This is a genomic window from Streptomyces sp. NPDC048565, assembly GCF_040650935.1.
In the GTDB taxonomy this organism is placed as follows: domain Bacteria; phylum Actinomycetota; class Actinomycetes; order Streptomycetales; family Streptomycetaceae; genus Streptomyces.
Window position 1 is genome coordinate 127,525 of sequence record NZ_JBEZIH010000012.1, and the last position, 14,998, is coordinate 142,522.

10 protein-coding genes are annotated in these 14,998 nt (G+C 71.7%); all 10 read left to right on the forward strand.

Features of this window, described 5'->3' with window-relative positions:
- The first annotated feature begins 176 nt into the window (after positions 1 to 176).
- The gene (locus AB0C75_RS16910) at positions 177 to 2,561 is read left to right on the forward strand and encodes an ATP/GTP-binding protein (RefSeq protein ID WP_362891398.1); all 2,385 of its coding nucleotides are present in this window, start codon (positions 177 to 179) and stop codon (positions 2,559 to 2,561) included.
- Between the two features lie 148 nt (positions 2,562 to 2,709).
- Positions 2,710 to 4,290, forward strand: coding sequence for a PucR family transcriptional regulator (locus AB0C75_RS16915; protein ID WP_362891400.1), 1,581 nt, complete (start codon positions 2,710 to 2,712; stop codon positions 4,288 to 4,290).
- Between the two features lie 155 nt (positions 4,291 to 4,445).
- Positions 4,446 to 5,891 (forward strand): aldehyde dehydrogenase family protein, encoded by a 1,446-nt coding sequence (locus AB0C75_RS16920; RefSeq protein ID WP_362891402.1) that lies wholly within the window; start codon positions 4,446 to 4,448, stop codon positions 5,889 to 5,891.
- Between the two features lie 185 nt (positions 5,892 to 6,076).
- The gene (locus AB0C75_RS16925; RefSeq protein WP_362891404.1) at positions 6,077 to 8,026 is read left to right on the forward strand and encodes an acyl-CoA dehydrogenase family protein; all 1,950 of its coding nucleotides are present in this window, start codon (positions 6,077 to 6,079) and stop codon (positions 8,024 to 8,026) included.
- Positions 8,027 to 8,103: 77 nt separating this feature from the next.
- A complete protein-coding gene (aroA, locus tag AB0C75_RS16930) occupies positions 8,104 to 9,402 on the forward strand; it encodes a 3-phosphoshikimate 1-carboxyvinyltransferase (protein ID WP_362891406.1) in 1,299 nt (432 codons plus the stop codon).
- Between the two features lie 28 nt (positions 9,403 to 9,430).
- Complete coding sequence (locus tag AB0C75_RS16935) at positions 9,431 to 9,961, forward strand: nucleotidyltransferase family protein (protein ID WP_362891408.1); 531 nt, start codon at positions 9,431 to 9,433, stop codon at positions 9,959 to 9,961.
- A gap of 70 nt (positions 9,962 to 10,031) precedes the next feature.
- Complete coding sequence (gene dxr / locus AB0C75_RS16940) at positions 10,032 to 11,294, forward strand: 1-deoxy-D-xylulose-5-phosphate reductoisomerase (protein ID WP_362891410.1); 1,263 nt, start codon at positions 10,032 to 10,034, stop codon at positions 11,292 to 11,294.
- Complete coding sequence (locus AB0C75_RS16945; protein ID WP_362891412.1) at positions 11,291 to 12,601, forward strand: site-2 protease family protein; 1,311 nt, start codon at positions 11,291 to 11,293, stop codon at positions 12,599 to 12,601. Before dxr ends, AB0C75_RS16945 begins: the two co-directional genes overlap by 4 nt.
- A 229-nt stretch (positions 12,602 to 12,830) precedes the next feature.
- Complete coding sequence (gene ispG, locus AB0C75_RS16950; protein WP_362891414.1) at positions 12,831 to 13,988, forward strand: flavodoxin-dependent (E)-4-hydroxy-3-methylbut-2-enyl-diphosphate synthase; 1,158 nt, start codon at positions 12,831 to 12,833, stop codon at positions 13,986 to 13,988.
- A gap of 143 nt (positions 13,989 to 14,131) precedes the next feature.
- Positions 14,132 to 14,977 (forward strand): GNAT family N-acetyltransferase, encoded by an 846-nt coding sequence (locus AB0C75_RS16955; protein WP_362891416.1) that lies wholly within the window; start codon positions 14,132 to 14,134, stop codon positions 14,975 to 14,977.
- The last annotated feature ends 21 nt before the right edge of the window (positions 14,978 to 14,998 follow it).

The following is a 14,998-nucleotide window of genomic DNA, read 5'->3' on the forward strand; positions in this document are numbered from 1 at the left end:
TGCTCCGATCGGGAGTGCTGGGTCCGTGCCGTTGTCCGTGGCGGACAGATGACTGGGCGGGGCCCCGGCCGACTCCCCGGCAGGGTCATACGGCCGCATGGCTGAACTCCCCGTGCCCGGGCACTAGATTGGCCGGTGCAGAAGGCGGGACCTGGCTGGTCAGGGGGCAGCGGTTCATGGACACCGAAGGCACGTACGACGCACGGGGCACGGGCGCGGACCGGGTGCCACGGCCCGCCGGGCCGCCCCCAGCCGCGCCACCGCCCCCCGGGTCACCGCCCCCCGGGTACGGCCCGCACCCCAGGCGCCCGCCGACGGAGGACACCGGCGTCGAGGCATGGCTGCGCACCCCGCGCCCCGCCGAGGAACCGGGCGTATGGCGCTACGGGTACACCCCGCGCCCGCCCGAGAAGCCCGAGGGGGTGTCCGACCGCTCGCTGCTGGTCGGCGTGCTCATCTCCGTCCTCAGCGGACTGCTCCTGTGGTCCCTGTGGCGCAACGGGTACATCCCCTACCGGCTGGTCCCGGTGAAGCTGTTCACCCCGGGGGACTGGTGGTACGCCGGTACGTTCGGCGGGCCCAGGACCATCGAGGGCGCCGACGCCCTCACCGTCTACGAGGCCGTCCTCTTCGGACTCCTGGTCTACGGCTGCGGGCGTCTGGGCAACTGGTCCGAGATCTTCCGGCGCCACGTCGCGGGCCGGGGGCAGCCCTTCCTCGGCCTGGCCACCGTCGCCGCGGGGGCCCTCGCCGAGCTCCTCGTGTGGAAGGACGCCGTGCCGCTCGTCCGGCCGGTCCTGATCCTCGTCGCCTCGGTCGCCGGCGGAGAGATCTACCAGAGCCAGGCCGTCGTCAACGTGATCTACACCCTGATCGCCGCCGGGGTGCTCTGGCCGTTCGCCCGCCTCGGCCACTGGCGCCGACTCGTCGCCGGCCGGCTCGGCAAGGGCACCGCCACGACGCCCGCGGCCCCCTCCACGCCCCCGGACGCCCCCGCCGCCGAGCAGTGGCCCGAACTCCGCGCGGCAGGACGGACGGACGCGGCCGAGACCCTCACCGCCGAGGTCCGCACCGGCCGTATGAACGACGTCGACGTCGCACGCCTGCGCCACGCCTGGAGCGTCGGCCAGGGGCACCCGGAGCGCCTCGCCGCGCTCACCGAAGCCGTACTGCGCACCGGCGGCGCCGCGGCCCTCCACCCCTCGGGCGCCAGGGACCTGCCGCACCGCACCGCCCGGCACGACCTGCTGACCGGCCAGGTCCGGCTCGGCAGCTGCGCCGACGACCCGCACAACCCGTACGCCAGGCGTGGCTCGGGCCTCGCCCTGGAACCCGCGCTGCTCGGCACCTCGCTGCTGGCGGTCGGCCCGCCGGGCGCGGGCAAGTCCGCCCGGCTGGTGAGGCCGGTCGTCGAGTCGCTCGCCCTGCAGGCGCTCGCCGGCCGGGCCGCGGTGCTCGCCGTCGGCGGCGCCGGGGGTGAACTCGGCACGGACGACACGTTCGACGTGGTGGTGCGGATCGGCGACCCGGCCTCCGCGCACGACTTCGACCTGTACGGCGGTACGACCGACCCGGACGAGGCCGCGAGCGTGCTCGCCGAGGGACTGGTGGGTGATGTGACCGACCTGGACAGCAGGCGCGCCGCCACCGTGCTCGCCCAGCTGCTCGGCCCCTACCGCGCCGTACACGGGCACTTCCCCGGGGTGCCCGCCCTCCGGGAACTCCTGGACGGCGACCTCGCCGCGCTCGACGCGCTGCGCGAGGCGCTCGCGGCGGGCGGCCACCAGGCGATGCTGCGCGAGCTGGAGGCCCGCACCCGGCAGACGGCCGGATCCGGGGACCCCGGGCCGGTGCTCGCCGACCGGATCGCACTCCTGGACCGGCCCGCCTTCGCGCCGTTCTTCGCCACCGGGCAGGAGTCCAGGCCCTTCTCGCTGCGGTCCCTGGAACACCTGCCGCTCCGGGTCAGGATCGACCTGCCCGAGCGGGCGCACGCCGAGGCGTCGCGGCTGCTCACCAGGCTCGTCCTCGCCCAGTTCACGGCGATCGCAGCCGCCCGCACCGACCGGTCGCTCTTCATCTGCCTGGTCCTGGACGACGCCACGCACACCGTCACCCCCCAGAACGTCCGGGGTGTACGACGGCTGCGGTCGGTCAATGCCGGAGCCGTCCTGACGCTGCGCACCGTCGACGACGTCCCCGACGGGCTGCACACCGCGCTGCTCGGCGCGGTCGGCTGCTGCATGGCCTTCAGCGGGGTCACCACCTGGGACGGCAAGCACTTCGCCGAGGCCTGGGGCAAGGAGTGGGTGGAGACCAGGGAGGTCGCCCAGCACGCGGTCTTCGCCGACCAGCCGTTCACCCGCGCCCTGCACGGCCTGCGCAAGCTCGTCACCGGCAAGGCCGTCACGAGGGACGCCGTGACGGTGCGACGGGTCGAGCGGGAGCGCTGGTCCGCGTCGGAGCTGGCGTACGAGCTGCCCCCCGGCCACGCCGTCCTGTCCCTCACCACCGTGCACGGCGAGCACGCCCCGCCGCTGCTCGTCCAGCTCGATGGCTGACCGCGAGGTTACGGCGAATCTGCCGCCCTGGCAGAATTGACGCCGACCGTCTGTACGGTGCGGAGCATTCGGGCCGCGCGTGCGGGGCGGCGTCAATCGAGCCGCCCGCACAGGCGGTGCCATCGACTCCCAGAGGTCCGTCGGCCCCATGCCTCCTACTCTCGCCTCGCTCGTCCAGCACTCGGCGCTCAAGCTCACCGTCCGGGCCGGTGCCGACCGGCTCGGCACGCCCGTGCGATGGGCGCACGCAAGCGAGCTCGCCGACCCCGTCCCGTACATGGACGGCGGCGAGCTGCTCCTCGTCACCGCGACCAACCTCGACGCCCGGGACCCGGGGACGATGCGCCGGTACGTACAGCGGCTGGCGGGGGCGGGGATCGCTGGGCTCGGCTTCGCCGTGGGCGTCACCTACGACGAGATCCCGCCCGCGCTCGTGGACGCCGCCGAGGAAGTGGGGCTGCCGCTCCTGGAGGTGCCCCGGCGCACACCGTTCCTCGCCATCAGCAAAGCCGTGTCCGCGGCCATCGCCGCCGACCAGTACCGGTCGGTCACCGCCGGTTTCGACGCCCAGCGGGAGCTGACCCGGGCCGCGGTCGCCGGGGACGGCCCGGCGGAGCTGCTCATCCGCCTCGCCGTGCACGTCGACGGATGGGCCGCGCTCTACGACTCCTCGGGCGCCGTCGTCGCCGCCGCACCCGACTGGGCGGCCCGCCGCGCCGCCCGGCTCACTCCCGAGGTCGAGCGGCTCAGGGACCGCCCCGCCCCGGCCAGCGTGGTCGTCGGTGACAGCGAGGGCGACGACCGGGTGGAGCTCCAGTCCCTGGGCACCGGACGCGGGAACCGCGGCGCGCTGGCCGTCGGTACGGGCGCCGCGCTCGGCACGGCCGAGCGCTACGCGGTGCACTCCGCGGTCGCCCTGCTGACCCTGACCACGGCCAGGTCCCGCGCGCTCCAGGGGGCGGAGCAGCGCCTGGGGGCCGCCCTCCTGCGCATGCTGCTCGCGGGGGAGTCCGACCACGCACGGGCCGTCGCGGGTGACCTGTACGGCGGGCTGCTCGACGCGCCGTTCCGGCTGCTGATCGCCGAGTCGCCCGCGCCCGAGGGGACCGAGCTGCTCGCCGAGGCGATGGAGGCCGCAGGGTCCCGGTCCGGCGAGAGCCTCCTGATGGTGCCCGAGAACGAACGCCTCGTGGTGCTGGCCGCGGACGGCGGCGCCGCCGTGGCGGCCGGCGCGGCCCACGCCCGGGCGACGGACGGCCTCCCGGGGCGCGAGGCGGGTGACGGCGAAGGCGCCGGTGTGATCGTCGGTATGTCCGCCCCCTCCGGCCCGATCGCCGTCTCCGCCGCGTACAAGCAGGCCGAGCAGGCACTCTCCGTCGCACGCCGCCGGGGCAGGACCATGGTCGAGCACGAGGAGCTCGCGACCGGCTCCGTCCTGCCGCTGCTGGCCGACGACGCCGTACGGGCGTTCGCGGACGGGATGCTGCGACCGCTGCGGGAACACGACGCGAAGGGCCGCGGCGATCTGGTCGCCTCCCTGCGCGCCTGGCTCTCCCGGCACGGCCAGTGGGACGCCGCCGCGGCAGACCTGGGCGTCCACCGTCACACCCTGCGCTACCGGATGCGCCGGGTGGAGGAGATCCTGGGCCGCTCGCTCGACGACCCGGACGTCCGGATGGAGCTGTGGCTGGCCCTCAAAGCCACGGCCGCCCACTCGGGAACGCCGTAGCCGGTCCGGCTACGACAAACCGGCGCACCGGGCCCCCGCTCCGCTCCATCGCGGACAAGCCTCATACGCCCCGGACCGCCCTACGGTGGGGCCGACGGGTGCCCGCGCGGCGCCCGGCGATCGTCGTTCACCACCCCCGAAGGGCCGGAACCGCCATGACTTCCACCCACGCCTTCTGGCTGGCAGGCCGGCAGGCCACCGGCGAGGACAGCTTCGACGTCACCAACCCCTGGGACGGCCGCCTCGTCGGGACGGTCGCCGTGCCGACCGACGCGCAGACCGAAGAGGCCGTCGCCGCCGCGTACGCCGTGCGCGATGAGTTCGCCGCGACCCCGGCGCACGTGCGGGCAGGAGCCCTCGACCACGTCGTACGCCGGCTCACCGAGCGCACGGAGGAGATCGCCCAGCTGATCTCCGCCGAGAACGGCAAGCCCATCAAGTGGGCTCGCGGCGAGGTCGGCCGCGCAGTCTCCGTCTTCCGGTTCGCGGCCGAGGAGGCCCGCCGCTTCAACGGTGGCGACGCCCAGCGGCTGGACACCGACGCGGGCGGCACCGGCCGCCTCGGGCTGACCCGGCGCTTCCCGCGCGGTCCCGTCCTCGGCATCGCGCCCTTCAACTTCCCGCTCAACCTGAGCGCCCACAAGGTCGCCCCGGCCATCGCCGTCGGTGCCCCGATCATCCTGAAGCCGGCCCCGGCCACCCCGATCTCGTCCCTGATCCTGGGCGAGCTGCTGGCCGAGACGGACCTCCCGGCCGGTTCCTGGTCCGTGCTGACCGTGCCCAACGACAAGATGCCCGCCCTGGTCGAGGACGAGCGGCTGCCGGTGATCTCCTTCACCGGCTCGGGTCCCGTCGGCTACGCGATCATGGATTCGGTGCCGCGCAAGCACTGCACCCTGGAGCTGGGCGGGAACGGTGCGGCCGTCGTCCTCGGCGACTGGTCGTCCGACGACGACCTGGAGCTCGCCGCGACCCGCATCGCGACCTTCTCCAACTACCAGGGCGGCCAGTCCTGCATCTCGGTTCAGCGCGTCATCGCCGACGCCTCCGTGTACGACCGGCTCGTCCCGAAGATCGTCGCGGCCGTCGAGGCCCTGGTGACCGGCGACCCCTCCGACGCGGCCACCGACGTCGGCCCGCTGGTCAGCGAGGACGCCGCCCGCCGGGTCGAGTCCTGGGTCGACGAGGCCGTCACCGCCGGCGCCACCCTGCTGACAGGCGGCAAGCGTGACGGCGCCACGTACGCCCCGACGGTCCTCACCGACCTCCCCGGTACCACGACGATCGCCGGCGAAGAGGTCTTCGGCCCGGTCCTGAGCATCCAGAGGACGCACGGCGAGGCCGAGGCCTTCGCCGCCGTCAACGCCTCCAGGTACGGACTGCAGGCCGGTGTCTTCACCCACGACCTGCAGACCGCCTTCCGCGCGCACCGCGCCCTGGAGGTGGGCGGCGTGGTCATCGGCGACGTGCCCTCCTACCGCGCCGACCAGATGCCGTACGGCGGTGCCAAGCAGTCCGGGGTGGGCCGCGAGGGCGTCCGCTACGCCATGGACGACTACACCTACGAGCGGGTGCTGGTCCTCACCGGCCTGGCCCTGTAGCCCGTACATCCGCCACGGACCGGCCGGAGCCCGCCGCACGGGGGCTCCGGCCGGTTCCGTGCGCCGTGGGGAGCCCTTCGCACGGTGGTGGGCCGTGCGGGGATCGGGTAGATACGGACAGGTGGTACCTATCGGCACGCGTACGGCCCGACCCATACCCCGACTCGCGGCGAGGTGAGCTCCTCATGTCCGCCCCATCCGACACCCCCCAGGCTCCCAAAGTCACCGAGCGCGAAGCGCGGCAGGTGGCAGAGGCCGCCCGTGAACAGGACTGGCGTAAGCCGAGCTTCGCCAAGGAACTCTTCCTCGGACGCTTCCGGCTCGACCTGATCCACCCCCACCCCCTGCCGGCCCCGGACGACGTACGGCGCGGCGAGGCCTTCCTCGCCCGGCTGCGCGCGTTCTGCGAGACCCGGGTCGACGGTGCCCTCATCGAGCGCGAGGCCAGGATCCCCGACGAGGTGGTCAACGGTCTGAAGGAGCTCGGCGCCCTCGGGATGAAGATCGAGACCAAGTACGGCGGTCTCGGACTGACCCAGGTCTACTACAACAAGGCGCTCGCGCTGGCCGGTTCGGCGAGCCCCTCCATCGGCGCGCTGCTCTCCGCACACCAGTCGATCGGCGTACCGCAGCCGCTGAAGATGTTCGGCACGCAGGAGCAGAAGGACACCTTCCTGCCCCGCCTCGCGCGGACGGACATCTCCGCCTTCCTCCTCACCGAGCCCGACGTCGGCTCCGACCCCGCCCGGCTCGCCACCACGGCCGTGCCGGAAGGGGACGACGAGTACATCCTGGACGGGGTGAAGCTCTGGACGACCAACGGTGTCGTCGCCGACCTGCTCGTCGTCATGGCCCGGGTCCCCGAGTCCGACGGCCACAAGGGCGGCATCACCGCCTTCGTCGTCGAGGCCGACTCCCCAGGCATCACCGTGGAGCACCGCAACTCCTTCATGGGGTTGCGCGGCATCGAGAACGGCGTCACCCGCTTCCACCAGGTCCGTGTCCCCGCGGCTCACCGGATCGGACCCGAGGGCGCCGGCCTCAAGATCGCCCTCACCACGCTCAACACCGGTCGCCTCTCGCTGCCCGCCATGTGCGTCGGCGTCGGGAAGTGGTCCCTGAAGATCGCCCGTGAGTGGTCGGCGGTCCGCGAGCAGTGGGGCAGGCCCGTCGCCAAGCACGAGGCGGTGGGCGCGAAGATCTCCTTCATCGCCGCCACCACCTTCGCGCTCGAAGCGGTCGTGGACCTCTCCTCGCAGATGGCCGACGAGAGCCGCAACGACATCCGCATCGAGGCCGCGCTCGCCAAGCTGTACGGCTCCGAGATGGGCTGGCTGATCTCCGACGAACTCGTCCAGATCCGCGGCGGACGCGGCTTCGAGACCGCGGCCTCGCTCGCGGCCCGCGGCGAACGCGCCGTCCCCGCCGAGCAGATGCTCCGCGACATGCGGATCAACCGGATCTTCGAGGGCTCCACGGAGATCATGCACCTGCTGATCGCCCGTGAGGCCGTCGACGCCCACCTCAAGGTCGCGGGCGACATCATCGACCCCGACAAGCCGCTCTCCGACAAGGCGAAGGCGGGCGCCAACGCCGCCGGGTTCTACGCACGCTGGCTCCCCAAGCTGGTCAGCGGACCCGGCCGGCTGCCCAGCTCCTACGGCGACTTCCGGGTCCCCGGGCACCCCGACCTCTCCGCCCACCTGCGGTACGTCGAGCGCGCCTCCCGCAAGCTCGCCCGCTCCACCTTCTACGCGATGTCCCGCTGGCAGGGCCGCATGGAGACCAAGCAGGGCTTCCTCGGCCGGATCGTCGACATCGGCGCGGAACTCTTCGCGATGAGCGCCGCCTGTGTCAGGGCCGAGCACCTGCGGGCCGACGACGACCACGGCCGCGAGGCGTACCAGCTCGCCGACGTGTTCTGCCGGCAGTCCCGTATCCGGGTGGAGGAGCTCTTCGCCCGGCTCTGGACCAACACGGACGCCATCGACAAGCGTGTCGTCGACGGAGTGCTCGCCGGCACCTACACCTGGCTGGAGGAGGGGGTCATCGACCCCAGCGGCGACGGTCCCTGGATCGCCGACGCCACCCCGGGACCGGCCACCGGGGAAAACGTCCACCGCCCCATCCGCTGAAGCAGGACCCCACGGGGCGCGTCCACTGCCTGGACGCGCCCCGCGGGCACGCCCGCCGCAGGGCAGGATCGTCGCCCGTGACCGTCATCGACATCCCCGGATCCAAGTCCGTCACCGCCCGCGCGCTGTTCCTGGCCGCCGCGGCGGACGGCACCACCACCCTCCTGCGCCCCCTGCACTCGGACGACACCGAGGGGTTCACCGAGGGACTGGCCCGACTCGGATACGGGGTCACACGCGAGCCGGACCGATGGCACATCGAGGGGCGCCCGTCGGGACCCGCGAGGGACGCCGACGTCCACTGCCGCGACGGGGCCACCACCGCGCGCTTCCTGCCGACGCTCGCCGCGGCCGCGGCCTCGGGAACGTACCGCTTCGACGCCTCCGCGCAGATGCGCCGCCGCCCCCTCGCACCCCTCACCGAGGCGCTCCGCACCCTCGGGGTCGACCTGCGTCACGAAGGAGCCGACGGTCACCATCCGCTCACCGTCGTGGCATCCGGCGTCAAGGGCGGCGAACTGACCCTCGACGCGGGGGAGTCGTCCCAGTACCTCACCGCGCTGCTCATGCTCGGCCCGCTCACCGCCGAAGGCCTCCGGATCCGGGTCACGGAGCTCGTCTCGGCGCCGTACGTCGAGATCACCCTCGCGATGATGCGCAGCTTCGGCGCCGAGCCGGTCCGCGAGGGCGACGTCTTCACCGTCCCTTCCCCGCGTTCCCGGCTCCGCGCGAACAGCGCTCGGCTCCGCGCGAACAGCGGAGGTTCCAACGGCGGCTACCGCGCCACCACGTACGCCGTCGAGCCCGACGCGTCCACGGCCTCCTACTTCTTCGCGGCGGCGGCCCTCACCGGCCACGAGGTCACCGTCCCCGGACTCGGCACGGACGCGCTCCAGGGCGACCTGCGCTTCACCGACGTGCTGCGCAGGATGGGCGCCGAGGTCACCACCACGGCCGACGCCACCACCGTGCGCTCCTCCGGGCGGCTCTCCGGCCTGACGGTCAACATGCGTGACATCTCCGACACGATGCCGACCCTCGCCGCCATCGCGCCCTACGCCACCTCACCGGTGCGCATCGAGGACGTCGCCAACACCCGGGTCAAGGAGTGCGACCGGCTGGAGGCCTGCGCGGAGAACCTGCGGAACATGGGGATCACCGTGCACACCGGACCCGACTGGATCGAGATCCACCCCGGCACCCCGCACCCCACCGAGATCGTCACCCACGGCGACCACCGCATCGTGATGTCGTTCGCCGTCGCCGGACTGCGCGCGCCCGGCATGAGCTACGACGACCCCGGCTGTGTACGGAAGACCTTCCCCGGCTTCCACGAGGCGTTCGCCCGGTTCGCGGCGAGGGCCGCGCAGCCGTAGAGGCAGCGGTGAGTGCGCGCAAAACGCGGTGCGCCCGGAGGCCGGGCGCACTACGGTCGCCCGCATGATGTCCCGGAGCGATGTCCTGTCCGTTCTCGCGCTGCTGAGCGAGGCCGGCGCCGACGTGGTGATCGCCGGAGGCTGGGGCATCGACGCCCTGCTCGGCGAGGAGACCCGCGAGCACCGCGATCTGGACCTCCTGCACCGGAGCGAGCAGGAGGCCGCGGTCCTGGCCGCGCTGGAGTCCGCCGGATACACCGAGACACTGGACTGGCGCCCCGCCCGGTTCGTCCTCAGCCATCCGTCCGGGCCCGAAATCGACCTGCACCCCCTGGCGTTCGCCGCTGACGGGTCCGCCGTCCAGTCCTCGCTCGACCCCGGGGAACCCTTCCGCTACCCGGCAGCCTGCTTCGTCACGGGCACCATCGGGACGACCACCGTGCGCTGTATCTCCGCCGAACAGCAGGCGCTGTTCCACCAGGGCTACGAACCCGCCGCGCGCGATGTGGCGGACATGCGGAGGCTGAGGGACAGATTCGGTATCGACTCACCCCTCTGACCCCGGATGTTGCACGATCGAGTCCGGCGAACGGGGCGCGCTGTCACGGCGCACAGCGGATGCGGCAACAATGGGGGCCATGAGCGACAGCCCCGCACCCCTCGCCGATCCGCATCTCGTCTTCGACGCGACGGACGGCCGCCGGGATCTGGTGATCCTCGGCTCCACCGGGTCCATCGGTACCCAGGCCATCGACCTGGTCCTGCGCAACCCCGCCCGCTTCCGCGTCACCGCGCTCTCCGCCGCGGGCGGCAGGGTCCAGCTTCTCGCCGAGCAGGCGCGGCAGCTGCGCGTACGCACGGTCGCGGTGGCCGACGGGGACAAGGTGCCCGCGCTCCGCGAGGCGCTGCGTGAGGTCTACGGGGCGGGGGAGCCGCTCCCGGAGATCCTGGCAGGACCCGACGCCGCCACGGAACTCGCCACGAGCGACTGCCACACCGTACTGAACGGGATCACCGGCTCCATCGGCCTGGCCCCCACGCTCGCCGCGCTGAAGGCGGGACGCACCCTCGCCCTGGCGAACAAGGAGTCGCTGATCGTCGGTGGCCCGCTGGTGAAGGCGCTGGCAGCGCCCGGACAGATCATCCCGGTCGACTCCGAGCACGCCGCGCTCTTCCAGGCACTCGCCGCGGGTGAACGTGCCGATGTCCGCAAGCTCGTCGTCACCGCGTCGGGCGGCCCGTTCCGGGGGCGTACGCGCGCCGAGCTGTCAGGTGTCACACGGGAGCAGGCCCTGGCACACCCGACCTGGGCCATGGGCCCGGTCATCACGGTCAACTCCGCGACCCTGGTCAACAAGGGGCTCGAGGTCATCGAGGCGCACCTGCTCTACGACATCCCCTTCGAGCGGATCGAGGTCGTGGTCCACCCCCAGTCGTACGTTCACTCGATGGTGGAGTTCACCGACGGCTCCACCCTCGCGCAGGCCACCCCGCCCGACATGGGCGGCCCCATCGCCATCGGTCTCGGCTGGCCCGAGCGGGTCCCGGACGCGGCCCCCGCCTTCGACTGGACGAAGGCCTCCAGCTGGGAGTTCTTCCCGCTCGACACCGAGGCCTTCCCGTCCGTCGGGCTCGCCAGGCACGTGGGCGCCCTGGGTGGCACGGCACCCGCGGTGTTCAACGCGGCCAACGAGGAGTGCGTGGACGCATTCCTGGCAGGACGGCTGCCTTTCAACGGCATCATGGATACGGTCACGGCGGTGGTCGCCGAACACGGCACCCCCGCCACGGGAACTTCGCTGACGGTCGCGGACGTCCTCGATGCGGAGACCTGGGCACGGTCCAGGGCCCGCGAACTCTCGGCGGCAGCGACAGCGGAGGCGCACGTATGAGCATGACGACGATCCTGATGACGGTTCTCGGTATCGCCGTCTTCGTCGTGGGACTGCTGTTCTCGATCGCCTGGCACGAGCTGGGCCATCTGTCGACGGCCAAGCTCTTCGGCATCCGCGTTCCGCAGTACATGGTCGGCTTCGGGCCGACCATCTGGTCGCGCAAGAAGGGCGACACCGAGTACGGCTTCAAGGCCATCCCCGCGGGCGGCTACATCCGCATGATCGGCATGTTCCCACCGGGGCCCGACGGCCGGATCGAGGCGCGCTCCACCTCGCCGTGGCGCAGCATGATCGAGGACGCCAGGTCCGCCGCGTTCGAAGAGCTGGAGCCGGGCGACGAATCGCGCCTCTTCTACACGCGCAAGCCGTGGAAGCGCGTCATCGTGATGTTCGCAGGGCCCTTCATGAACCTGGTGCTGGCCGTCGCGATCTTCATGGGCGTCGCCATGACCTTCGGCTTCCAGACCCAGACCACCGAGGTCGCGGGCGTCCAGCAGTGCGTGATCGCACAGAGCGAGAACCGCGACACCTGCAAGACCTCCGACCCGGTCTCGCCGGCCAAGGCGGCGGGCCTGGAGGAGGGCGACACCATCGTCGCCTTCAACGGCCAGAAGATCGACGACTGGGCCACGCTCTCGGACAAGATCCGGCAGACCATCGGCCCCGCCACCATCACCGTGCAGCGCGACGGCCAGGAACAGACCCTGAACGCCGTCCTGAAGAAGAACGCCGTCGCCAAGAAGGACGGCCACGGCGAGGTCGTCCCCGACCAGTACATCAGCGCCGGATACCTCGGCTTCGCCGCGAGGACGGAGATCCTGCCGCTCTCCTTCGGCGACTCGGTCGTCCGCATGGGCGACATGATCGAGAACGGCGTCGACTCGATCATCGCCCTGCCCGGCAAGATCCCCGACCTCTGGAACGCCGCGTTCAGCGACGGCGAGCGAGGCGACGACTCACCGGTCGGTGTGGTCGGCGCGGCCAGGATCGGCGGCGAGGTGATGAACCTCGACATCCCGGCCCAGAACCAGATCGCGATGATGCTGTTCCTGCTGGCCGGCTTCAACCTCTCGCTGTTCCTGTTCAACATGCTGCCTCTGCTCCCGCTGGACGGCGGGCACATCGCGGGTGCGCTCTGGGAGGCCCTGCGCCGCAACGCGGCCAGGATCTTCAAGCGGCCCGACCCCGGCCCGTTCGACGTGGCGAAGCTCATGCCCGTCGCCTACGTGGTCGCGGGGGTCTTCATCTGCTTCACGCTGCTGGTGCTGGTCGCCGACATCGTGAACCCGGTGAAGATCACCTGACGGCTCGGAGCCTGTCGGGTGGCCCCCGGTCAGGGGTCGCCCGACAGGCTCTCAGGTGCCCCACGGGTGGCGGCCGGTCACACAGGGGGTGTACGGCTGCCGCCCATCGGGCGGTTTCGACGGCACGGGTGCGGCCCGTTCTCCTCCGGTGCCGTAACCTCGATCCCTGGAGCCCACAGTTCTCGGGACCTCGATCCACACTGATCCACACCTTGGGGATGCTCAGCGCATGACTGCGATTTCTCTCGGAATGCCGGACGTTCCGACCAAGCTCGCCGACCGACGGGTCAGCCGCCAGATCCAGGTCGGCTCCGTGGCGGTCGGTGGCGACGCCCCTGTGTCGGTGCAGTCGATGACGACGACGCGTACGTCGGACATCGGTGCGACGTTGCAGCAGATCGCGGAGTTGACGGCGTCGGGCTGCCAGATCGTGCGGGTGGCGTGTCCTACGCAGGATGACGCGGACGCGTTGGCGACGATCGCGAAGAAGTCGCAGATCCCGGTGATCGCGGACATTCATTTCCAGCCGAAGTACGTGTTCGCGGCGATCGACGCGGGGTGTGCGGCGGTCCGGGTGAATCCGGGGAACATCAAGCAGTTCGATGACAAGGTCAGGGAGATCGCGAAGGCGGCGGGTGATTCGGGTACGCCGATCCGTATCGGGGTGAACGCGGGTTCGCTGGACGCGCGGCTGCTGAAGAAGTACGGGAAGGCGACGCCGGAGGCTCTGGTGGAGTCGGCGTTGTGGGAGGCGTCGCTGTTCGAGGAGCACGGCTTCCGGGACATCAAGATCTCGGTGAAGCACAACGACCCGGTCGTGATGGTGAACGCCTACCGGCAGCTCGCTGCGCAGTCGGACTACCCGTTGCATCTGGGTGTGACGGAGGCGGGTCCGGCGTTCCAGGGGACGATCAAGTCGGCCGTGGCGTTCGGGGCGCTGCTCTCGGAGGGCATCGGGGACACCATCCGGGTCTCGCTGTCGGCTCCGCCTGCGGAGGAGGTCAAGGTCGGTCTTCAGATCCTGGAGTCGCTGAATCTCAAGCAGCGCCGTCTGGAGATCGTGTCGTGTCCGTCGTGCGGGCGTGCGCAGGTGGATGTGTACAAGCTCGCGGACCAGGTCAGTGCGGGTCTGGAGGGCATGGAGGTCCCGCTGCGTGTCGCGGTGATGGGCTGTGTCGTCAACGGTCCCGGTGAGGCCCGTGAGGCCGATCTGGGTGTGGCCTCGGGCAACGGCAAGGGGCAGATCTTCGTGAAGGGTGAGGTCATCAAGACCGTCCCCGAGTCGAAGATCGTGGAGACCCTCATCGAGGAAGCCATGAAGATCGCGGAACAGATGGAGAAGGACGGCATCTCCTCGGGCGAACCCCAGGTCTCCATCGCCGGCTGACCTCCCGCCTCTCTGTGCCCCGCAGGCCCCGCCTGCGGGGCACAGCCGTGTTTTCCCGCACATCGGCCTTCCCGCCCGGAGCGGCATCCCACAGCCTTGTTCGGTACAGTGCGGACATCAGTAGACCGTTTGGTGAGGCCCCAGTGTTGACGCAGACCACTACCCGGGTCCTCGACCCCGGCGAGCTCCCCGCCGCGCTCACCATCCTTGAGAGTGCCCCCGTCGAGAACGCCTTCGTGACGTCCCGCGTCCACATCGCCGGGCTCGATCCCTGGCGTCTCGGCGGCGAGATGTGGGGCTGGTACGCCGACGGCCGACTGCGCTCGCTCTGCTACTCCGGGGCCAACCTCGTCCCCATCTGCGCCACCCCCGAGGCCATCAGGGCCTTCGCCGACCGTGCCCGGCGGGCCGGCCGCCGATGTTCCTCGATCGTCGGCCCCGCCGGCCCCACGGCCCAGCTGTGGCACCTGCTCGAACCGAGCTGGGGCCCCGCCCGCGAGGTCCGGCCCAACCAGCCGCTCATGATGACGGACCGGCCATCGGCCGAGATCGCGGCCGACCCGCTCGTACGCAGGGTCCGCAAGGAGGAGATGGACATCCTCATGCCCGCCTGCGTCGCCATGTTCACCGAGGAGGTCGGCATCTCCCCGCTGGCCGGCGACGGCGGGCTCCTCTACCAGGCGCGGGTCGCCGAGTTGATCACCACCGGCCGCTCCTTCGCACGCATAGAGGACGGCAAGGTCCTCTTCAAGGCCGAGATCGGCGCGGCCACCCCCCGCGCCTGCCAGATCCAGGGCGTCTGGGTCTCCCCCGAGGCCCGCGGCCGCGGACTCTCCGAGACGGGCATGGCAGCCGTCCTGCGCCACGCGCTCAGCGATGTGGCACCCGTCGTCAGCCTGTACGTGAACGACTACAACACCGCCGCGCGCAAGGCCTACAGCCGCGTCGGCTTCCGTGAGACGGGCGCCTTCATGAGCGTGCTGTTCTGACCGGACGGCACGGCCAGTAGG